This is a genomic window from Acinetobacter sp. UC24323 (genome assembly GCF_024151445.1).
Taxonomy (GTDB): domain Bacteria; phylum Pseudomonadota; class Gammaproteobacteria; order Pseudomonadales; family Moraxellaceae; genus Acinetobacter; species Acinetobacter baumannii.
In genome coordinates, this window is the sequence record NZ_JAHIBY010000002.1 from 94,324 (window position 1) to 115,872 (window position 21,549).

Here is a 21,549-nt window from a genome sequence, read left to right on the forward strand (position 1 = left end):
TCAGGAGTTTATATAAATGCAGTTATCGCTGAAATACATTCTTGCACTGACGGCTAGTTTAAGCATGGCCCCACTGCACGCTGAAATGATGCAATCATCATCATTAAATAGCGATGTAGATGGTCCAAATGCAAATTTAGCTGCTCGTGTGTTGAGTAAAGATACTCAAAACTTTAATTCTCGTTTCTCTAACATTAACAGTCTTTCAATCACTGAACGTTCTGGCGATCAAATCCGTCGTCAAGCTATCGCAGCTAAAATTGAAATCCCTGAAGATGAGCCTTCAGTGATTGAAAAACTTAACACAGTAGCTTCAAATACTGTTCGTAAGTTTAGCCAAACTGGCATGGCATCGTGGTATGGTCGTCAATTTCATGGCCGTAAAACTGCAAGTGGTGAAACATTCGATATGAATGCACTTACTGCTGCTCACCGTAGCTTACCGCTTAACTGTTATATCCGTGTCACCAACAAAGACAATGGCAAAAGCGTAGTGGTAAAAGTAAACGATCGTGGTCCTTTCCATGGTAATCGTGTGCTTGATTTATCATACGGTGCAGCTAAACGCCTTGGTATTACCAATGCTGGTACTGCTAAAGTAAGTATTGAGCGTGTAGACGGTCCTACTTCATAAGCGATTACTCCTCGAGTTCATGAAAAAGCCACAAGTTAAGTTGTGGCTTTTTTAATATAAAAAGAGCAAAAAAACCCTATAAAAATTTTGTGTCTAGACTCTTTTTTTCATTACAAAAATGATTATTTTTTAACCCAAAAACACACTGATTTATTCTTTATCGTTTTTTGCGCATATTTTTCGATTACAGCCATTTTAAAATAATTCCGCTACCCTAGTACCACTTTAGTCTAAAAAGAGTTGTTTAACGCGTTTTAAGACAAGATGAGTTGAGTATTTTTCTATTATTTTCCCATTCTTCATGAAAATGAGGTTTTTTTGAGGATTCGACTCTCTCAAAATCACAAATAAATAACCTGAAATTTTTGAGCTCATCCTCCCCTTTCTTCAGTGCTGTTTTTCATTTTTGTGCCGAAGTGAATAAACTTTAAATTTTAGGCTTACTTGATTTAACAAACATGTCGATATACAACTTGTCTTGTCACTCCCGATAACGAGAGGATAAAATATAAACAGAAAAAGAATGACTCAAAATTAGACAAGGAGAACAAGGTCTATGAAATCTATCGGTGAATGGTTTGATGAATATAGTGAAAGTCATCAAAACCCGATAAATAAAAAAATTCACTGGGTATGTGTTCCAGCTATTTTATTTTCGATTATTGGAATTATTGCTCACTTTAGTGCCCTACTCACCGCTTTACTCGTAGTACTAACCCTCATTTTTTATGCTCAGCTTGATCTTGTACTTGCAGTAGCAATGGCTGCTCTACTTGTTGTGATGGCATGGCTTATTTATGTTCTGCCAGTAGGTGTAGGATTTTATATTGCTCTTTTTGTGTTTGCCTGGATTGGACAATTTTATGGACATAAAGTTGAAGGCAAAAAACCTTCTTTCTTTAAAGATTTGCAATTTCTCTTGATTGGTCCGGTCTGGTGTATGGATGCTTATCTTGCAAAGATATTACCTCATTGGAAAAGCCGTCAGAAGAAACTGACTGCTCAATAAATTTTGAAGAAGCTGAATCCTAAAAAGATTCAGCTTTAACTTAATGATTTATTAGAAAATTTATAAAATAAAAAAATACTAGGCTCAGCAGAACGCTCGGTAACACTTTTTTAAAATAGAAAGCTACGACAGTACAAAATATCGTTGCGTATAAGTAAGGATTATCTAAAAATCCTCTTAATTCATTATTTTCAAAAAAAATTACTGGAATACAAATAGCACTTAATAAACAAGGAGCTGAATAATTCAACATTTTATTCATAAGTACTGGTAATTTAACTTTTACGTTTGGTTCCAAAAAATAATAACGATTAAAAAATATGATAGCTGCCAGTCCTAAAATCATAAGCCATGACATTTTATTTTTCTCCCATTTTATTTTCGACTATTACCGCAATAAACATCCCCAATAAACCAGAAATTAGAATGGCACCTTCTATATGAAAAAATTTAAGAACAAAACCACTGACACAAGTCATTAAAATGCCTGCCATTACAGGCTTCCCTTTACACATAGGAACAATCATGGCAACAAAAATAGCAATAATGGAAAAATCCAAATGATAATTTAATAAGTTAGGTAGCGCCGTTGCTAATAAAATACCAACTAAACTAAAAACCACCCAAAATAAATAAAAGCAAAGACCTGCTCCGAATAAGTATTGAGGATGTTTTTTCTCATTAGGAACACTTACTGCAAATAATTCGTCGGTAAGCAGAAACCCTAAAGTTAGTCTTTTTGAGAGAGGTAAAATAGAAACGTCATTTCTTAAAGTTAAAGCATAAATAAAATGTTGAGCAGTAAGAAAGAAAATAGTGACATAGATGGTTAATAACGATGCACCTTCCATCACCATGCTTAAACTTACTAATTGCGCAGCGCCAGCAAACACAATTCCTGACATCGCTAGTGCTTTATAAAATGATAAACCCGCATGAATTGCCATTGATCCAGCTAAAATAGCCCATGGTATAACCGAAATAGATAGTGGCAATATATCTATCGCCCCTTGTAAAAAAAGATGCGGTGGTCGGCTTTTAGAAAATCTAATAGATTGATTTAAATGAGTATTCATCCCTAGACATCTATAACAGTTATTATTTATAGATTTTCTGGTACTTAGCTCAGCTTCTCTTGAACAAAATTGCGGTTAGCACTGCAAATAAATTTTAAAGATTAAGACTCGCCACATATTGGGTTGGTGTAACACCCATCGCCTTTTTAAAATGACGATTAAAATGGCTTTGATCAGAAAAACCACATTGCTGTGCAACCATTACAATTTGAACGCCTTGTTTTAATAATTGTCTCGCTTTTTGCAAACGCGCCTGTACTAACCATGCATGAGGCGGTAAACCCACATGCTTTTTAAATTGTCTTAAAAAATGCCATGCACTTAACCCGACCATATCAGCCAATTCCTGCAAAGAAAAATTCTTTTCAGGCATATCAGCTAACAAATCTTTAACTTTTAATACTTTTGAATAAGCTTCTGGCAACTCGCAAAAGGTGTGTCTTGACTTACCATGACGTACCATTAAGCAGGCTAATGTTGATAAATACATGGTTTCTTTAAGCAAAAAATTGTCTTTTTGTTCTAATAAATCAAATAATAAACACAGTTGTTGAGATAATCCCAAGTCCTGAATTACAGCTTGCGGAAACCAAGGTGCCCCATGGCCTTGTTCAAAAAAATCTTGGCTTACTTCAGCAAGCATTTCGGGTGTAGGATAGATTGCACGGTAACGCCAGCCCGATTCAACAGCAGATGAGCCTGTGTGAATTTCATCTGCATTAACTAAAATAATGTCACCTTTAGGAGCAACATGTAGTTGACCCGTCCTAAAAAAAGACTGTGCACCCTCTTCAATGACACCAATACAATATCCTTCATGAGTATGCTTTGAAAATTGTGTTTGGTGATAATGTGCTTTTAATAATTCTAAACCGCCCAACTCTCGCAAATGCAAGTAGTCAGCCTGTTCCCGGTGCATATATACATCTCATCTATTTATCTACAAAAAAACATAGCATGTTTTAAAAAGATGCATAGAACAAAATTGCTGTTATGCGGAAATGGATACCCTATTTTCTATTGATAAATACGACCATTATGTTTCAGCCAACCATTTTCATGGCGGTTCTGTGGATCATGATGCGTCCAATGTAATACTCCACCTTTTTCGTTATATTCATATTCCCCGTTAAATTCGACAATATCACCCTTTCTTAAATCTTCAATTTTTGGTGCTAAATCAATATTATGTGCTACTAAAATTGAAAGACCATTTTTTAATACCAAAATAAATTTCTGGTGTCTCGACCCATCATTATCTTCTCTTAAGATTGCTTTTACTCGACCACTACCCTGCACTTGAACGTTACTTTGTCTACGTTCATAAGCAGCCTTTATGGTATCTATTCCATCATTTGAAAACGTCGTTTCAGTACGCTGATTCGCAGGTATGCTTGATGATGGTGTCGGATTGTTTTTATGCCCAGATAAGTCCAGACCCAAATATGCAGCAATCAATAAAACAATTATGCCGCCAATACCTAGATTCTTTTTATTTGTCATCTTTAGATTCCGTTTTCAACAGAGATAAAAAAAGCCCCATAGGGGGCTTTTTTTGAAGATACGAATTACTTCGCAGCAGCTTGAGCAGCAGCAACTTCTTCAGCAAAGCTAAGTTCAGCTTTTTTCTCGATACCTTCACCAACTTCGAAACGTACGAAGTTAGCAACATTTGTACCAGTCGCTTTTAATACGTCAGCAACTTTTTTCTCGTTGTCGATAACGTACATTTGACGGTCAAGAGCAACTTCGTTTAAGTATTTCTCAACAGAACCAGTTACCATTTTCTCAACGATGTTCGCTGGTTTACCAGATTCTAACGCTTTCGCTTCAGCAATTTCTTTCTCTTTAGCGATAAGGTCAGCTGGAACAGCTTCAGCATTTACTGCTACTGGGTTGAATGCAGCAACGTGCATTGCAATACCTTTACCAGTGTCAGCATCACCAGTATAAGAAACTACAACACCGATTTTTAAACCGTGTTTATAGATAGCCAATTGTTCGCCTTCAACGATTTTCGCACGACGAACTTGGATGTTTTCACCGATTTTTTGAACAAGCGCGATACGAGCTTCTTCAACTGATTGGCCATCAGCTAATTTTAATTCAGCAATTTTAGCAGCATCAGTTTCGCCAGCAGCTAATGCAGCAGCAGCAACTGTGTGTGCAAAGTTAGAGAAGTTTTCGTCTTTAGCAACGAAGTCAGTTTGACAGTTTACTTCAACTAAGATCGCTTTATTACCGTCTTGAACGATAGTGATTGCACCGTCAGCAGCAATGTTGCCAGCTTTTTTAGCAGCTTTAGCTTGACCAGATTTACGAAGGTTATCAATAGCAAGTTCGATGTCACCGTTCGCTTCTGTTAATGCTTTTTTGCATTCCATCATTGCAAGACCAGTACGGTCACGTAATTCTTTTACCATGCTTGCAGTAATTGCAGTCATGTTGATCTCCTAAAATCGGTAGAAAATAAATCTGTTCAACAAAAACGGCCCAAAGAAACTCTGGGCCGTTTGCACTCTCGACGCTTAATTTGCCACCATTACATGTCGCAAAAATGACAAGCCTGCGTCAAAACGCATTAAGCCTCAGAAGCGTCTTTCGCAGCGTCATCGCCTTTTGCTTGAGCGTTCGCTTGAGATTGAGCGTATTCTTTACCAGCAAGAATTGCATCAGCCATAGCTGAAGCATATAAAGTTACTGCACGGATCGCATCGTCGTTACCAGGAATAACGTAATCTACGTTGTCTGGGTTAGAGTTTGTATCAACGATACCGATAACAGGAATACCTAAGTTTTTCGCTTCTTTGATTGCAATCGCTTCGTGATCAACGTCGATTACAAATAATGCGTCAGGTAAACCACCCATGTTTTTAACGCCGCCTAAAGAGCGCTCAAGTTTTTCCATCTCACGAGTACGTTCTAAAGCTTCACGTTTAGTAAGCTTAGCAAAAGTACCGTCTTGAGATTGAGTTTGAAGATCTTTTAAACGGTTGATAGATTGGCGAAGTGTTTTCCAGTTCGTCAACATACCACCTAACCAACGGTGATCTACGTATGGTTGACCAGCGCGTTGAGCTTGTTCACGGATGATGTTAGAAGCAGCACGTTTTGTACCAACGAACAAAACTTTGTTCTTTTTGCTTGCTAATTGGTTAGCGAAGTTCAAAGCATCATTTAACGCAGGAACAGTGTGCTCAAGGTTGATGATGTGAATTTTGTTACGCGCGCCAAAAATGTATTGACGCATTTTTGGGTTCCAGAAACGAGTTTGGTGACCAAAGTGCGCACCTGCTTGAAGAAGGTCGCGCATGCTTACGTTGTAATCTGCCATTTTCTTTACCTTAAAAGTTGGGTTAGGCCTCCATATATCCGCATTCTCCACCTTTTTACGGGCACCCAGAGTAATGTGACGATATATGTGCGGATTTTTACTCCACCTATCAAAATTCTTCGTAAAAGATATTCACGAAAAGCATTTGATAAAATGGGCGGCTATTTATACCATAGACGCTTGTAAATTACCAAAAGTTTTTAGAGATCATGAACAGTACTTATACAGCTCCACGTCGATTAATCAAAACTCCAGATGAAATTGAAAAAATGCGCATTGCAGGACGACTGGCGGCTGAAGTTCTAGATATGATCAAGCCGCATATTAAAGCTGGTGTAAGCACACTCGAGCTTGATACGATTTGTCGTAATCATATTGAAAATGTACAGCATGCTATTCCTGCCTGTGTAGGTTACGGTGGTGCGCCAGGACGCCCTGCTTTTCAACACTCTATCTGTACTTCGGTTAACCATGTTGTATGTCATGGTATTCCTTCTGAAAATAAAATCTTAAAAAACGGCGATATCCTTAACATCGACGTGACCGTCATTAAAGATGGTTATCATGGCGATACCAACATGATGTATATCGTGGGTGGTGAAACCTCTATTCTGGCAAATCGGTTATGTAAAGTAGCTCAAGAAGCGATGTATCGCGGAATGGCAACAGTTAGAGATGGTTCGTATTTAGGCGATATTGGACATGCCATCCAAAAATATGTCGAATCAGAACGTTTTAGCGTAGTACGTGAATATTGTGGTCATGGCATTGGTACCGTTTTCCATGATGAACCTCAAGTATTGCACTATGGTCAAGCTGGTACGGGCATGCGTTTAGAAGCTGGTATGACTTTCACTATTGAACCTATGGTAAATGCCGGTGTTTGGCAAACCAAATTGCTTGGTGACAAATGGACAGTTGTAACCAAAGACCATAAACTTTCAGCTCAATATGAACATACTATTTTAGTCACTAAAACAGGGATTGAAGTATTAACAGCTCGCCCAGAAGAAGATCTTTCACGCTTCAATCAATAATTTAATCAAAATTAAGAAAAGGCTACTTTATGTAGCCTTTTCTTTTTTATTTTGTACTTTTTATTAATAAATATTTCCAAATATAAACAAATATTTCAAAAAAATTACAATTATTAATTTTTAATACACAATTATTTCAATAAAACGCGTTATGGTGGGCTCAATAAAAATCAGTAAACAAATGCTCGGACATGGAGTCCTTTTATGATGAAAAAGTCATTATTTTGTATGACAGCTGCCTTTTTTGCTCTGCCAACAGTCACTTCTGCCGCTTCCCCATATTTTAGTTTAAAAGATGGTGATGGTTTCAAACGTTTTTCAGTCTCAGCTGGCTGGCTCCATGCTATGCCTCAAGGCTCAGGAAACCCTGTCAATATCAATACTAGCGTTGCAGAAGGTACAAAATCTAAAGTTGGAGATGTATCTACAAAAGCCGTTTTAGACGCAATCGATCAAAGTAAACCTTCAGGACAATTTTGGCATAGCACTATTAGCCTTCTTGATAAGTTTACAGACACTCTTCCCTCATCACTTGCGGGTACAGCAGAAATTAATGGTCTTTCTCAATGGGAACAACAAGGTTCTGGCTTAGAAGCTGCTGATGTTGATACCGTTGGTCTTATGTTTAACTACAACTTTACGGATAATTTATCTTTAGAAATTAAAGGTGGTATTCCCCCTAAAGTAGATATTAATGGAAAAGGTAATATTTACGCTCCCCTCTCTGGAAAAGCGACTCCACTAAAAGATGGATCTGTGATTGGAGGAATCATCGGAGATGGTATTGCCAAAGCGGGTGGAGATATTCCTTTAAAGCAAGACATTCATATTACTGATCTTTCTCAGGGCGGTAAGGCTGCGACCGCACGTGCATGGTTACCAGCTGTTGAGCTACATTATCAATTTGGTAAAACAGGTGTAAATAAGTTCCGTCCTTATATCGGAGCTGGCGTGATGTATGCATACTTTAATGATTTAAAAATGAATTCCGGTATTGAAGCCGATTTAATTCAAGCGGGTCACATGATCCAGAATATCCATGATAATAAAGCAGGTGCAGCATTAGATCGTAAAACATCTTCTGCTAATCCTATTGTGAAACTAGAAGCGACAGATACATTTGCACCTATCGTTACCGTAGGAGCAACTTATGATTTTAATCCGAACTTGTTTGCTGTAGGCTCAGTTTCTTATTCGAAAATGAATAGCGAAGCAAAAATTTACGTGACTGATCAAAATACAGGTAAAGAATTAATTCAGGCAAATAGCAAAATTGATATTGACCCGCTTATTACTTATTTAGGTGTGGGTTACCGATTCTAAATCTCAAAAGCACACAAGCTATAAAAGCTTTACTTAAGCTTTTATAGCTTTTTATTTATCCTGCCAAAATTGCTTCTTTTTAAACCAAAATGCCAAAAAAATGAGCATTTTTTAGGATCATGTTTACTAAGCTCAACCTTCTTTATTTTTTATTATCACCTCTTCTTTTAATTCCTTTTCTCTAATCATTTTTATGTTAGACAACTAACCTAATAAAATTAAAAACTAAGATTTTCCTTTTAGTAAAAATTATCTTTTGGCACGCACTTTGCTTTATGTATGACATGATGAATCAATGGCGATTCAATGGATAAACCAAGACGGCCAAAGATGTCCGCTCTGATCGGTATGCAAATAGACAATTCATTTTGTCGTGCAAATTAAAATTTCGTTCAGTTCAGGGGGACGGCGTATGTCTTCAAATATTAATTTAGATGCAAAAAAAGCGACTGAAATTAAATTATTCAGTTTTTCAACCCCAGCCATGCGTGCTTTCCACATGACTTGGCTCGCGTTCTTTGTCTGCTTCTTCGCATGGTTTGCTTGCGCTCCATTAATGCCCGTTATTAAAGGTGAGTTCGGCTTAACCAAAGATCAAATTGCCAATATTAATATTGCCGCCGTTGCAATTACAATTTTAGTGCGGCTTGCTGTCGGACCACTTTGTGATAAATATGGTCCGCGTATTACTTACACCACCCTTCTCTTACTTGGCAGTATTCCTGTATTTGGTGTTGCCGCTGCCAACAGCTATGAATCTTTTCTTTTCTTCCGTTTACTCATCGGTGCAATTGGCGCAAGCTTTGTCATTACGCAATATCATACCAGTATCATGTTTGCGCCAAATGTCGTAGGCACAGCAAATGCAGCTGCTGCGGGTTGGGGTAATGCTGGCGGTGGTGCAACACAAGCTCTAATGCCTTTATTACTCGGTGCAATTGTCATGTTCGGTGTCGAGCAAACTATGGGTTGGCGCGTTGCATTAATCGTACCAGGCGTAATGATGGTAATTGTTGGGGTTCTTTACTGGAAACTTACCCAAGACTGCCCTCAAGGAAACTTTAAAGAAGTTCGTGCACAAGGTATTGAGGTGGGTAGTGGTAAAAAAGGTGGCATGGCAATCTTAATGCAAGCGGCTCGTAACTACCGTGTCTGGATTTTATTCCTCGCTTATGGTGCTTGCTTTGGTATTGAAATTTTCATCCATAATGTTGCCGCAATGTACTATGTTGACCAATTCAAAATGGATTTAAAAACAGCAGGGTTAACCGCAGGTATATTTGGACTTCTTGCCTTATTTGCACGTGCATTGGGCGGTATTATTTCCGATAAAGTCGCACTTAAAAAAGGTTTAGACGGACGTACTAAAGTACTTGTACTGATGATTTTAGGCGAAGGTTTATTCTTAATACTCTTCTCTCAAATGAACGTCGTAGCTCTTGCAATTATTTCCATGACAGTTTTTGCATTGTTTACCCATATGGCTTGCGGAGCAACATATGCACTGGTCCCTTTTATTGACCGAAATGCATTAGGCGGCGTCGCAGGCATTATTGGCGCAGGTGGAAATGTGGGCGCAGTAGCAGCTGGTTTCTTACTAAAAGGCGTACTTGATATTCAAACTTGTCTATTTATTTTAGGTGGACTGGTTATGGTTGCAGGCTGTAGTGTAATTTTGATTCGCTTCACAACCGAGCACAAAGAAAAAGAAAAAGTACTTTTTGAACAGGCTCTACTTGAACGCAATTCCGCAGCCTAATTCTGATAAGAAGCAGAAATCAAAAATGATTTTTGCTTCTTCCCCTTTCTCATAATAGTCCGAAATCTCTAAGATTCTTTTTAACTTTTCTTAAAATAATTTTATAGATATATCGATATTATTAGATATATCTTCTACAATGATTTATCACATTCTTATAATTTTCTACTCACAATGACTAAAACAAGCCATCAGTTTTCTCAATCACTCATTTATATGCTCATTGGAAGTGCCATTATTTTGGCTTTGTCACTAGGTGTACGACATGGTTTTGGGCTTTATTTAGTCCCGATGAGTCATGAGTTCGGTTGGGGACAGCATGTTTTTAGTCTAGCAATTGCCATGCAAAATCTAATCTGGGGTGCAGTTCAGCCTTTTACTGGGGCAATTGCAGATAAATATGGCAGTAAAGTTGTGGTAACAGTCGGCGGATTACTTTATACCCTTGGCTTACTCTTAATGGCTTTTAGTTCAAGTGTACTCATTTTGAATTTAAGCTTAGGTCTTATTATTGGTTTAGCTTTATCAGCAACCTCATTTACAGTTTTGCTTAGCGCAGTAGGCCGAGCTGCTCCGCCGGAAAAAAGAAGTATGGCAATGGGTATTGCCAGTGCAGCTGGTTCTTTTGGCCAATTTATTATGCTGCCTTCTACCCTTCTCTTACTTAAGACAGTGGGATGGTCATCAGCTTTAATGGTAAGTGCGCTGTTAATCGCTCTTATTATGCCTCTAGCATGGATGTTAAAAGGGCCAAGCAACCAAACCCCAAAAGCAATTGCCCAACCTCAGCTCACCTTTAAACAAGTACTGAATATTGCTAGAAAACATAAACCTTTTTGGTGGTTAGCTTTAGGCTTTTTAGTATGTGGCTTCCAAGTTGTCTTTTTGGGTGTTCACCTACCAGGTTATTTAATCGACCACGGCTTTGATGCCGCTACAGGTACGGTGTTTCTTGCTTTAGTCGGATTATTTAATATCGTAGGGACTTATGGCGCAGGCTGGTTAGGAGATCGTTTTTCGAAACCTAAGTTATTAATGGCACTTTATGGTAGCCGCGGCATCGCAATCATTGCTTTCTTATTATTACCTCTAAGCACTTATACAGTATATGCTTTCGGTATTATCATGGGACTTCTATGGCTTTCTACGGTTCCTCTCACCAACGGTATCGTGGCAAATATGTTTGGTGTTAAATACCTTTCAATGTTAAGTGGTATTGTATTTTTCACCCATCAAGTCGGGTCTTTCTTTGGTGGTTGGCTTGGCGGTGTTAACCATGATTTAACAGGTAATTACAATGCGATTTGGCTCTGTTCTATCGCATTGAGTATATTAGGGGTAATCGTACATTTCTTTGTAAATGAGGAGGCTGTTATTCATGACGCATAATGCCATACTTTTGAAAACAATTATGACTTTCCTCATCTTAGCTCTTCTGGTTTTATCTATTGTTTTATGGAAACAGACACCTGATTTGTTTGAATATTTTAATCAAGCATTTTGTGCACACTAGAGAGATGTGACGCTGAAATCACTCTGTACATTGTCATAAAAATATAAAAAACATATGGTCTAATAAAAATAAAAAAGCCCGCAAGTTTGCGGGCTTTTTTATGAAAAACTTATTTAAAATCAAAATAAACGATTCATACCATTAAGTGCAGCTACACGGTATGCTTCAGCCATTGTTGGATAGTTAAATGTCGTTTCAACAAAATATTTCAAAGTATTGTTTGGGCTGTGCATAACTGCTTGTCCAATGTGGATAATTTCAGCAGCATTATTACCAAAACAGTGAATACCTAAAATTTCCAAAGTGTCACGATGGAAAAGAATCTTCAACTCACCTACTGTATCACCGGTAATTTGTGCACGAGCTAAATGACGGAAAGAAGCCTGACCGACTTCATACGGAATTTTCTCTTCCGTTAATTCCTGTTCATTCTTACCAATAGATGAGATTTCCGGAATGGTATAAATACCTGTAGGGATATCACGTACCGGCTTAGCGTCTTCACCACTCATGTTTGCACCAGCACAGCGCCCTTGGTCATAGGCAGCCGAAGCAAGTGAAGGCCAACCAATCACGTCACCAGCCGCATAGATGTTTTCAACTTCAGTTTGATATTGATCATTTACAGAAAGTTGACCACGACTATTTGGTACCAACCCAACATTTTCAAGACCTAAACCTTCTGTGTTACCTGAACGGCCATTACACCAAAGAATCGCATCAGCTTTAATCTTTTTACCACTTTGTAAATGTAGAACAACGTGATCATCAAATGTTTCAAGATGATCCATTTGTTCATTGTGACGAATCAACACGCCCTGTTCACGTAAGTGATAAGACAAAGCATCGGCGATTTCATCATCTAGATAACTTAAGAGTTTTTGTTGAGTATTGATCAAGTCAACTTTATGGTCTAAACCAATAAAGATTGAGGCATATTCACAGCCAATAACACCTGCGCCGTAAATAATGATTTTTTGAATTGAGTAATCAAGATCAAGAATTTTGTCCGAATCAAATACGCGCGGGTGGTCAAAATCAAGACCTTGCGGATGATAAGGACGGCTACCTGTCGCAATCACGATTTGCTTACAGATAATTGTTTCTTTAATGCCTTCGTGGCTAAAAACTAAAACTGTGTTTTTGTCTTGAATATATGCACGACCGTGGAAGACACCAATTTTGTTACGGTCATAAAAGCGTGTATGCGTATCAACCTGTTGTTGAATCACTTTGTGCGCATTACGCAAGACCTGTTTCATAGTGAACTGTTTCCATTCACCTACTTTTTGAAACATTGGATCACGCTGATAGCGAATAATGCTAGAAACTGTTTGACGTAATGCTTTACTTGGAATGGTTCCTACGTGTGCACAGTTACCACCGAGTTGATCACGTACATCTACAATTGCAACACGCTTACCAGCTTTTGCAAGCTTCATTGCCGCGCCTTCACCTGCAGGTCCAGAACCGAGAACTACCGCATCGTACTTAACGAAATTCCCACTAACGACCTCTTTTTTACGTGGCATTGAAAGCTCCTTCCTCTGTTGAATGACCATATTTTATAATAAATTATGGCTAATATGCGGTGAATTTATGTATTTCTCAACCCTATATTTCTGAATAGCCACATTTATTATATGAATAGTTATTTTCCGCTATTACTTGTAGAAGTCCGCTATAATACAATGTCAATGTCTCTATAAACGAGTGGAAAAGTTAAATATGTCAGAACACCGTAAACCTGAACAGGGTGTAAAACTTCGTGGCGCAGAAAAAGTCGCAAGAATTCCTGTAAAAGTTGTACCTACGGTTGAAGTGCCGCGTAAACCTGACTGGATTCGTGTCAAGATGACGGCACCAGAAGAAGTTCAGCGTATTAAAACGACTTTACGTGCTCAAAAACTCCATACCGTTTGTGAAGAAGCAGCTTGTCCGAACCTTCCAGAATGCTTTGGCGGTGGTACAGCAACATTCATGATCATGGGTGATATTTGTACACGTCGTTGCCCTTTCTGTGACGTAGCGCATGGTCGTCCAAATGCATTGGACCCTGATGAACCACGCCACATGGCAGAGACAATTGCCAATCTTAAGCTCAAATACGCAGTAATCACTTCGGTTGACCGTGATGACTTGCTTGACGGCGGTGCACAACATTTTGTGGACTGTATTAAAGAAGCTCGCGCACTTAGCCCAAATACATTACTTGAAATTTTAGTACCGGACTTCCGTGGACGTATGGATATTGCTTTACGCATTATGACTGAATGTCCACCAGACGTATTTAACCACAACATTGAGACTGTACCTCGTCTATATAAAGCGATGCGTCCAGGTTCAGATTATCAGCACTCTTTAAACCTATTAAAAATGTTTAAAGAATACTGCCCAGACATCCCAACAAAATGTGGTTTGATGGTGGGTATTGGTGAAACTGAAGAAGAAGTTATTGCATTGCTTGATGACTTACGTGCTCACGATGTCGACTATGTCACTATTGGTCAATACTTACAGCCTTCTAAACAGCATGCACCAATTGACCGTTTTGTAACACCAGAAGAATTTGAACGTTATGCAGAGCATGGCCGTAAACTTGGCTTTAGAAATATTTGGTCTGCACCAATGGTTCGTTCAAGCTATTTTGCTGATCGCCAATACTATGGTGAACCTGTTCCTGAAGTTCGTCGCAAGGTAGATCCTGCGAAAAAAATTGCGGTACAAGCAATCGAAGCTTAACACTCCATAAGTATTAAAAAGGCCTTCAGATTATGAGGGCTTTTTTATTTATACAAGAAAATCAATAACATTTCTTGACAAATCGATAAAACAAGCCATTACACTTTCATTCAAAAATATTTTATACCTAAAAGCACGATATATCCCTGCTCTAGCATATACATCAATTGCGACATAAAAAATCAAATTTAAACAGCATTAAAAAATTCGCTAGTTAAGCCTTAAATCTCTCCTCGCTTTTTTATTATTTCTAACTTGAGGGCTTATCTAGCAAGGAGCAAGTATGATTTTCCTACTCTTTGTTTTAAGTATTGTCATTCAGCTTGTTGCAATATGGGCAATTTTCTTTTTTAACCTAAATAGAGTCGCTGGTAGTGTTATTACGATTGCTGTAGCCATACTTACTGCTTTCATTTTAACGCCGTGGGCATTACTTTTAGGGATTCCCCTTATTGCACTTAGCATTATTATTTTGTTTAAACCTTTACGGTTTAACTTAATTACCCAACCTGCATATAAAACTCTGGCCAACTCAATGCCGAGCATCAGTACCACTGAACAAGAAGCCTTAGAAGCAGGAACAAGCTGGTGGGAAAAAGAGTTATTTATGGGGGCTCCAGATTGGTCGCAATTTGAAAAATATCCCTATCCTACACTTTCACCAGAAGAACAAAGTTTTATCGATAATGAAGTTGAAGTGCTATGTAGCATGCTTGATGAATGGGAAATTCACCATCAATTAAAAGACCTTCCTCCTGAAGTTTGGCAGTTCATTAAAGATAAAGGCTTCTTAGGCCTTATTATTCCAAGATCCTTTGGCGGTAAAGAGTTCAGCTCATTTGCTCAAAGTCGCATTATGAGCAAAATTGCCTCGCGTTCATTAACTGCTGCGGTGAGTTGTATGGTTCCTAACTCATTAGGACCCGGTGAATTACTCATGCATTATGGTACAGATGCGCAAAAGCAGCAATATCTACCGGGACTTGCTAAAGGTGAAGAAATTCCATGCTTTGGTTTAACCAGTCCGGAAGCAGGTTCAGATGCAGGTGCAATTCCAGATTCGGGTGTAGTCTGCTATGGCGAATATGAAGGTGCTCAAGTTCTTGGGCTCCGCATGAATTTCTCTAAACGTTGGATTACGCTCGCTCCAATTGCCACAGTGGTCGGTCTAGCATTTAAACTTTATGACCCCGAAGGTTTACTTGGAGATAAAACTAAAACTGAGTACGGGATTACCTGTGCTTTAATTCCAGCCAATCATGCAGGCGTAAAAATAGGTGCACGACATTATCCGGGCTCTCCATTCATGAATGGGACAGTAGAGGGTGAAGATGTCTTCATTCCAATTGACTGGATTATTGGCGGACAAGAAAATGCCGGTAAAGGCTGGCGCATGCTGATGGAATGCCTAGGTGTTGGCCGAGGTATTTCACTGCCAGCATTGGCCACAGCCGCAGGTGAAATGAGCTATCTCACTGTCGGTGCTTTTGCAAGAATTCGTCAACAGTTCAATATTTCTGTCGGCAAATTTGAAGGTGTACAAGAAGCTAGCAGTGAAATTGCCAGCGATGCCTATATGCTTGAAGCATTTCGTTATTTAGTGACGTGTGGTCTAAACCAAGGTGGAACCCCTGCTGTAATGACTGCCATGGCAAAATACTATGCAACTGAAACGATGCGTAAAGTTATCAATCACGGAATGGATATTGCTGGAGGACGTGCAATTCAACTTGGGCCACGTAATTTCCTTGCCCTTACCTATCAAGCGATTCCAATTGCTATTACGGTAGAAGGCGCAAATATTTTAACCCGTTCATTGATGATTTTTGGTCAAGGCTCAATGCGCTGTCACCCTTATCTTTTTGAAGAATTGCAATTACTTCAGTCTGATGACAAAGCCAATGCCGTACAAAAATTCGATGATTTGTTGTTTAAACATTTAGCCTATACCTTTAACCGCGGTGCTAGATCATTTGCTTATGGTTGGACGGGTGGTTCGAGTGATGCACCTCAATCAGCAGATCAATTCACTGCAAGTTACTATAAAACCATCAATCGTTTTAGCGCCAATTTTTCACTTGTTTCCGATATGGCACTTGGCTTACTCGCAGGAGACCTAAAGCGTAAAGAAATGCTATCAGGCCGCTTGGCAGATATTCACGCGCACTTGTTTATTGCCACAGCGATTTTAAAATTTTATGAGGCTGGACAAAAAACTGAAGCTGAACAATTGCATGCAAAACTAGCACTGCAAAAAGCATTCTTGAATATTCAGGAAGCATTTTGGGGGCTATTTGACAACTTCCCAGCCAAGCTTCCAGCAGCATTTGTCAAATGGATATGTTTCCCGCTAGGTCGTGTGATTTCAAAACCTGACGATGAGTTAAAACAACAAGTTGCTGAACTCATGATGGAAGAACATCCGTTTAGAGAGCAACTCAAACGCCATGTGTACTATTCAACTGAACCTAATGATGTCACTGGCCGTCTAGAGCACACATTCCAAATGTTAAGAACCATTGAGCCGCTTTGGGATAAGTTTAAGAAAGCTGAATCCAAAGGCAAATTTACGGGTCTTACTTTTGAAGAGAATATTGCTCAAGCGATAAAAGAAGGCTTTATTTCTGAAAGCGAAGCTCAACAATTATTGCAGTACAACGCAATTCGATTCGATAGCATGCTTACCGATGTTTTTGATGAAAAGCTAAATAAAGACCTACCTTTATCAAATCCTCATCAAATAGTGTGACTGATGCCTCCACTAATTCACTATTGCAATCATTTTTGAATCGCATTAATTAATAAACAGCCATAAAAGCGTCACTCGACGCTTTTATTTTTAGGAGAAATTAATGTCTAAGCAAGATTACGAAAATGGATTAAAAGTTCGCACAGAAGTGATGGGAGAAGCTTTTGTAAAACGTGCCCAAGAAAATACCGTGCCCTTTACCCAGCCTTTACAAGACTGGATTAATGAACATGCATGGGGATCGACTTGGCAACGTGAAGGTGTGCTGCCACGTAAATATCGCTCATTAATTACTTTGGCAATGTTAACTGCACTCAAATCACCAACAGAACTCAAGGGCCATGTTCGTGGTGCACTCAACAATGGTTGTACAGTTGAAGAAATTCAGGAAACTTTATTGCATAGCCTGCCATATTGCGGTGCCCCTGCTACTCAGGAAGCTTTCCGGGCTGCGTTAGAAGTCATTCAAGAATATCAACAACAATAACTTCAGTATGAGCCAGCACTTTACTGGCTCATTTAAGTTTAATTCAATTTAGTCGAATGAATATTTAAATTACGATCACCAATCACGACAGCCTGACGGCAAATACCTTCTGCTTTACGTTGATTCTCAAAAACTGCTGCCGACATCGGCTCAAAACTATCAAAAAAGCAGATTTCATTTTGATCTATAGAATAAATGAGTGACTGATTCCCTACCCCTTCTAAAGTGTCGTAGTACACAATCACCATTTTTCCATTTTGCGTGTCTGTTTGAATATCTTGATAGCTCAGCGCTGGCCCAGTTGGTATTCTTAATACCTTTGCTTCTTTATAGCTCATGCGTTCGCTTGAGCTAATGTTAGGATCATGATCTGAGTGAAATGACACCTCAAAGCCCAACTTTTTTAAAGCAACGGCTAAAGCAATCGTATAAGTTCCTTCATCGTCATAGCGGCAAACTTTAATCAGCTCAGCAACATCAATTTGTACTCCATGATGTTGAAGTACCATCCAAACTGCAAAAAGGCCACAGTTCGCTTCGAGGGTTGCCAAAGATTCGGGAATATTTAAGGCCATAATTTAGATCTAAAGTCGTAATTACGCAGATAATAAACAAAACTGGATTGGCACTAAAAGCTTTTCCAAGTACAATGTTTCGCTAGTCGAGGGATGCTGCGACAAATGATCGGCACTAAAGATCATTTTGCCAGGCTCGACGATCGGTTAAACACTCGTTTTAACCAACAACGGCATCCGCGAACAGAATGATCAATACTATTTTTTCCTAGGAGATCCTGATGAACGCGGTTAATGCTTCATTTACAGATTACAAAGTTGCTGACATCTCACTTGCTGACTACGGTCGTAAAGAAATCAAACTTGCTGAAGCAGAAATGCCAGCTTTGATCGGCTTACGTAAACGTTATGCAGCGTCTAAACCACTTGCTGGTGCAAAAATTCTTGGTTGTATCCACATGACTATTCAAACAGCGGTTCTTATTGAAACGCTTGTTGAATTGGGTGCTGAAGTTCGCTGGACATCTTGTAATATCTTCTCGACTCAAGACCACGCTGCTGCTGCAATTGCTGCTCGCGGTATTCCAGTTTTTGCTTGGAAAGGTGAAACTGAAGAAGAATATGTATGGTGCCTTGAACAACAAATTAATGTAAATGGCCAACCTTGGGATGCCAACATGATCTTGGATGATGGCGGTGACTTAACTGCTCTTGTTCATGAAAAATATCCTGCACTTTTAGAGCGCATTCATGGTATTACCGAAGAAACCACAACAGGTGTTCAACGTCTTATCGAAATGTGGAAAGACGGCACTTTAAAAGTACCTGCAATCAACGTAAATGACTCTGTTACTAAATCTAAAAACGACAACAAATATGGTTGCCGTCACTCATTAAATGACGCAATCAAACGTGCAACAGATATGCTTTTATCTGGCCGTCGTGCGCTTGTGATCGGTTACGGTGACGTAGGTAAAGGTTCTGCTCAATCTTTACGTCAAGAAGGCATGATCGTTCGTGTAACTGAAGTTGACCCAATTTGTGCAATGCAAGCATGTATGGATGGTTATGAAGTTGTATCTCCATACAAAAACGGCGTACAAACAGGTAAAAAAGAAGATATTAACCACGATCTTCTTGGCAATACTGACCTTGTCGTAACAACAACTGGTAACTACCACGTGTGTGATGCAGCAATGTTAGACAGCTTAAAAGCTGGTGCAGTTGTATGTAACATCGGTCATTTCGATACAGAAATCGACACGGCTTATTTACGTGGTTACAAGTGGGTTGAAGTTAAGCCACAAGTTCACCAAGTTTATCGTTCAGAAGACGAAAACAACTATCTTATCCTTCTTTCTGAAGGCCGCCTTGTAAACTTAGGTAATGCAACTGGTCACCCATCACGTGTAATGGACGGTTCTTTTGCTAACCAAGTTTTAGGTCAAATTCACTTATTCCAAGAGAAATTTGCTGATCTACCTGCAAGTGAAAAGGCTGCAAAAATTCGCGTAGAAGTTCTTCCTAAGAAACTTGACGAAGAAGTTGCTGCTGCAATGGTTGCAGGTTTCGGTGGTGTACTCACTCAGTTAACTCAAGAGCAAGCTGATTATTTAGGCGTTGCTGTTGAGGGGCCATTCAAATCTGACGCTTACAAATACTAAGAACATAAGGGCAGACGGTGAACCGACTGCCCTTTTTTCTAAAAATGTTTCGCTGTTTACAAGGATTTGACATGACTAAACGTACACCTATTTCTTTTGAGTTTTTTCCGCCAAAAACTGATGCCGGTGCTGAAAAACTTCGTATTGTTCACCAAGAATTACAGCAATTAAATCCAGAGTTTTTCTCGATTACTTATGGTGCTGGTGGTTCTACTCGTGAACGCACACTTGCTGCTATTGAAGATTTCAATGGTAAAGGCACTCCTGTTGCCCCTCACCTTTCTTGTATTGGTGATGATAAGACGCGTATTGCTGAACTACTCGATTTATACAAAGCTCAAGGCATTGACCGTATTGTCGCTTTACGTGGCGACTTACCATCTGGACAGGTTGGTCTTGGCGAACTTCCTTATGCTCAAGATTTAGTACGTTTTATTCGTGAGCACTCAGGCGACCACTTTCATATTGAAGTTGCGGCTTATCCAGAAATGCATCCTCAAGCCGAAAGCCTCGACTCAGATATCCAACGTTTTATTGAAAAAGTACAAGCTGGTGCCAATGCGGGAATTACTCAATTCTTCTTTAATCCAGACTCATACTTTTATTTTATAGAGCGTTTGGAAAAAGCTGGAATTAACATTCCAGTCGCTCCTGGTATCATGCCTATTACCAATGCAAGTAATTTAATTCGCTTTGCAGATGGTACTGGTGCTGAAATTCCTCGCTGGATTCGTAAGCAATTACAAGCCTATGGCGATGACAGTGAAAGTATTAAAGCTTTTGGTCATGAAGTTGTTGTTAAGCTATGCGAACGCCTCATTGCAGGTGGTGCACCAAGCTTACACTTCTACTCAATGAACCAAGTCGAACCAACTCGTCAGCTTGTTGTTGACCTTGGTTTAAATTAATTTTGTAAGGCGTACCCAATGAATCGTTTTTTTATCGAAACTGAACTTACAGTTGGCTCAACAATTCAACTAACTGAATCAGTCTTCCATCATTGGGTACGTGTTTTACGCGCACAATTACAAGAACAAGCCATACTATTTAATGGCCAAGGTGGTGAGTATCTCGCGACATTGACCGAAATTAATAAAAAAAATGCGTTTGTCACTATTGAGAATTTTAATCCTGTAGACCGTAATGCCCCATTTAAAGCCATTCTTGGTCAGGTCATGAGTAAAGGTGACCGAATGGATTATGCCATTCAGAAAGCAACTGAACTTGGCGTCAGTAAGATTCAGCTCTTGACCAGTGAACGTTGCGAAATGCGTTTAAAATACGACCGCGATCAAAAAAAACTAGATCATTGGCAAGCTGTTGCAATTGCAGCATGTGAGCAATGTGGACTCAATTTAGTTCCAGAAGTTTTAGCCCCTATTTCTCTTCATGAATGGTTAAACTCATCTGACCTTCCTGTATCTAAATTTGTTTTAGCTCCTGAAAAAGAACAAAAAGATGTATTGGCAGGGATACAACCTGAACTAGCCCTCTTAATTGGTCCTGAGGGTGGTTTAAGTGACAATGAAATTACGCAAGCCAATCAAGCTGGATTTATGAACTGGTGTATTGGGGACCGTGTATTACGTACTGAAACTGCACCTGTTGTAGCATTATCTATTTTAAATTATCGGTTTTTATCCATATAAACTTATTGAACATTGATTAAATCAACAATTAAAGTTAACTTACTTTTACGGTATGAAT

At 39.1% G+C, this 21,549-nt stretch carries 20 protein-coding genes; 12 read left to right on the forward strand and 8 right to left on the reverse strand.

The window, feature by feature from the left end:
• The first annotated feature begins 16 nt into the window (after nt 1–16).
• Nucleotides 17–634, forward strand: coding sequence for a septal ring lytic transglycosylase RlpA family protein (locus KNQ97_RS03075; RefSeq protein WP_001177236.1), 618 nt, complete (start codon nt 17–19; stop codon nt 632–634).
• A gap of 556 nt (nt 635–1,190) precedes the next feature.
• Nucleotides 1,191–1,643: a DUF962 domain-containing protein gene (locus KNQ97_RS03080; protein ID WP_253611798.1), complete on the forward strand. Its 453-nt coding sequence runs from the start codon at nt 1,191–1,193 to the stop codon at nt 1,641–1,643.
• A gap of 40 nt (nt 1,644–1,683) precedes the next feature.
• On the opposite strand, the gene KNQ97_RS03085 is transcribed toward KNQ97_RS03080, so the two are convergent.
• From KNQ97_RS03085 to rpsB, 6 genes are all read right to left on the reverse strand, one after another.
• Nucleotides 1,684–2,001 (reverse strand): AzlD domain-containing protein, encoded by a 318-nt coding sequence (locus KNQ97_RS03085; protein WP_253611799.1) that lies wholly within the window; start codon nt 1,999–2,001, stop codon nt 1,684–1,686.
• 1 nt (nt 2,002) lies between these two features.
• Entirely contained in the window at nt 2,003–2,719 is a 717-nt protein-coding gene (locus tag KNQ97_RS03090; RefSeq protein WP_253611800.1) for an AzlC family ABC transporter permease, read from the reverse strand.
• Between the two features lie 94 nt (nt 2,720–2,813).
• Complete coding sequence (locus tag KNQ97_RS03095; RefSeq protein WP_000554500.1) at nt 2,814–3,638, reverse strand: AraC family transcriptional regulator; 825 nt, start codon at nt 3,636–3,638, stop codon at nt 2,814–2,816.
• A gap of 98 nt (nt 3,639–3,736) precedes the next feature.
• Nucleotides 3,737–4,222, reverse strand: coding sequence for a DUF3465 domain-containing protein (locus KNQ97_RS03100; protein ID WP_000182512.1), 486 nt, complete (start codon nt 4,220–4,222; stop codon nt 3,737–3,739).
• A gap of 65 nt (nt 4,223–4,287) precedes the next feature.
• Nucleotides 4,288–5,163, reverse strand: a complete 876-nt coding sequence (tsf, locus tag KNQ97_RS03105; RefSeq protein WP_000125378.1) for a translation elongation factor Ts — start codon at nt 5,161–5,163, stop codon at nt 4,288–4,290.
• A gap of 137 nt (nt 5,164–5,300) precedes the next feature.
• Nucleotides 5,301–6,053, reverse strand: a complete 753-nt coding sequence (rpsB, locus tag KNQ97_RS03110; protein WP_001982118.1) for a 30S ribosomal protein S2 — start codon at nt 6,051–6,053, stop codon at nt 5,301–5,303.
• A gap of 209 nt (nt 6,054–6,262) precedes the next feature.
• On the opposite strand from rpsB, the gene map reads away from it, so the two are divergent.
• The 4 genes from map to KNQ97_RS03130 all read left to right on the forward strand — a co-directional run bounded on the left by map (nt 6,263) and on the right by KNQ97_RS03130 (nt 11,561).
• Nucleotides 6,263–7,090 (forward strand): type I methionyl aminopeptidase, encoded by an 828-nt coding sequence (map, locus tag KNQ97_RS03115; protein ID WP_001089491.1) that lies wholly within the window; start codon nt 6,263–6,265, stop codon nt 7,088–7,090.
• Nucleotides 7,091–7,294: 204 nt separating this feature from the next.
• Nucleotides 7,295–8,413 carry an OmpW family protein gene (locus tag KNQ97_RS03120; RefSeq protein WP_000976517.1) on the forward strand — a complete coding sequence of 373 codons (1,119 nt, stop codon included), beginning with the start codon at nt 7,295–7,297 and terminating at the stop codon, nt 8,411–8,413.
• Between the two features lie 412 nt (nt 8,414–8,825).
• Nucleotides 8,826–10,172, forward strand: coding sequence for an MFS transporter (locus KNQ97_RS03125; RefSeq protein ID WP_000097621.1), 1,347 nt, complete (start codon nt 8,826–8,828; stop codon nt 10,170–10,172).
• A gap of 174 nt (nt 10,173–10,346) precedes the next feature.
• Nucleotides 10,347–11,561, forward strand: coding sequence for an MFS transporter (locus KNQ97_RS03130; protein ID WP_016685954.1), 1,215 nt, complete (start codon nt 10,347–10,349; stop codon nt 11,559–11,561).
• A 243-nt stretch (nt 11,562–11,804) separates the two neighbouring features.
• Here the strand turns inward: KNQ97_RS03130 and sthA are convergent, their stop codons facing one another.
• A complete protein-coding gene (sthA, locus tag KNQ97_RS03135; protein ID WP_001137505.1) occupies nt 11,805–13,217 on the reverse strand; it encodes a Si-specific NAD(P)(+) transhydrogenase in 1,413 nt (470 codons plus the stop codon).
• A 196-nt stretch (nt 13,218–13,413) separates the two neighbouring features.
• Between sthA and lipA the strand changes: the two genes are divergently transcribed.
• The 3 genes from lipA (at nt 13,414) to KNQ97_RS03150 (ending at nt 17,663) form a co-directional block, all read left to right on the forward strand.
• Nucleotides 13,414–14,427 (forward strand): lipoyl synthase, encoded by a 1,014-nt coding sequence (gene lipA / locus KNQ97_RS03140; RefSeq protein WP_001289259.1) that lies wholly within the window; start codon nt 13,414–13,416, stop codon nt 14,425–14,427.
• A gap of 283 nt (nt 14,428–14,710) precedes the next feature.
• Complete coding sequence (locus KNQ97_RS03145; protein WP_253611801.1) at nt 14,711–17,176, forward strand: acyl-CoA dehydrogenase; 2,466 nt, start codon at nt 14,711–14,713, stop codon at nt 17,174–17,176.
• Nucleotides 17,177–17,279: 103 nt separating this feature from the next.
• Nucleotides 17,280–17,663 carry a carboxymuconolactone decarboxylase family protein gene (locus tag KNQ97_RS03150; RefSeq protein WP_000043121.1) on the forward strand — a complete coding sequence of 128 codons (384 nt, stop codon included), beginning with the start codon at nt 17,280–17,282 and terminating at the stop codon, nt 17,661–17,663.
• Between the two features lie 38 nt (nt 17,664–17,701).
• Here KNQ97_RS03150 and KNQ97_RS03155 read toward each other — a convergent pair whose 3' ends face one another.
• On the reverse strand, nt 17,702–18,238 hold the full coding sequence (locus KNQ97_RS03155; protein WP_253611802.1) for a cysteine peptidase family C39 domain-containing protein: 537 nt from the start codon (nt 18,236–18,238) through the stop codon (nt 17,702–17,704).
• Between the two features lie 221 nt (nt 18,239–18,459).
• Here KNQ97_RS03155 and ahcY point away from each other — a divergent pair, with 221 nt between their 5' ends.
• The 3 genes from ahcY (at nt 18,460) to KNQ97_RS03170 (ending at nt 21,491) form a co-directional block, all read left to right on the forward strand.
• Complete coding sequence (gene ahcY, locus KNQ97_RS03160; protein WP_000994845.1) at nt 18,460–19,842, forward strand: adenosylhomocysteinase; 1,383 nt, start codon at nt 18,460–18,462, stop codon at nt 19,840–19,842.
• Between the two features lie 71 nt (nt 19,843–19,913).
• Entirely contained in the window at nt 19,914–20,750 is an 837-nt protein-coding gene (metF, locus tag KNQ97_RS03165; RefSeq protein ID WP_000167014.1) for a methylenetetrahydrofolate reductase [NAD(P)H], read from the forward strand.
• Between the two features lie 18 nt (nt 20,751–20,768).
• Entirely contained in the window at nt 20,769–21,491 is a 723-nt protein-coding gene (locus KNQ97_RS03170) for a 16S rRNA (uracil(1498)-N(3))-methyltransferase (protein ID WP_001078574.1), read from the forward strand.
• Nucleotides 21,492–21,549: the final 58 nt, after the last annotated feature.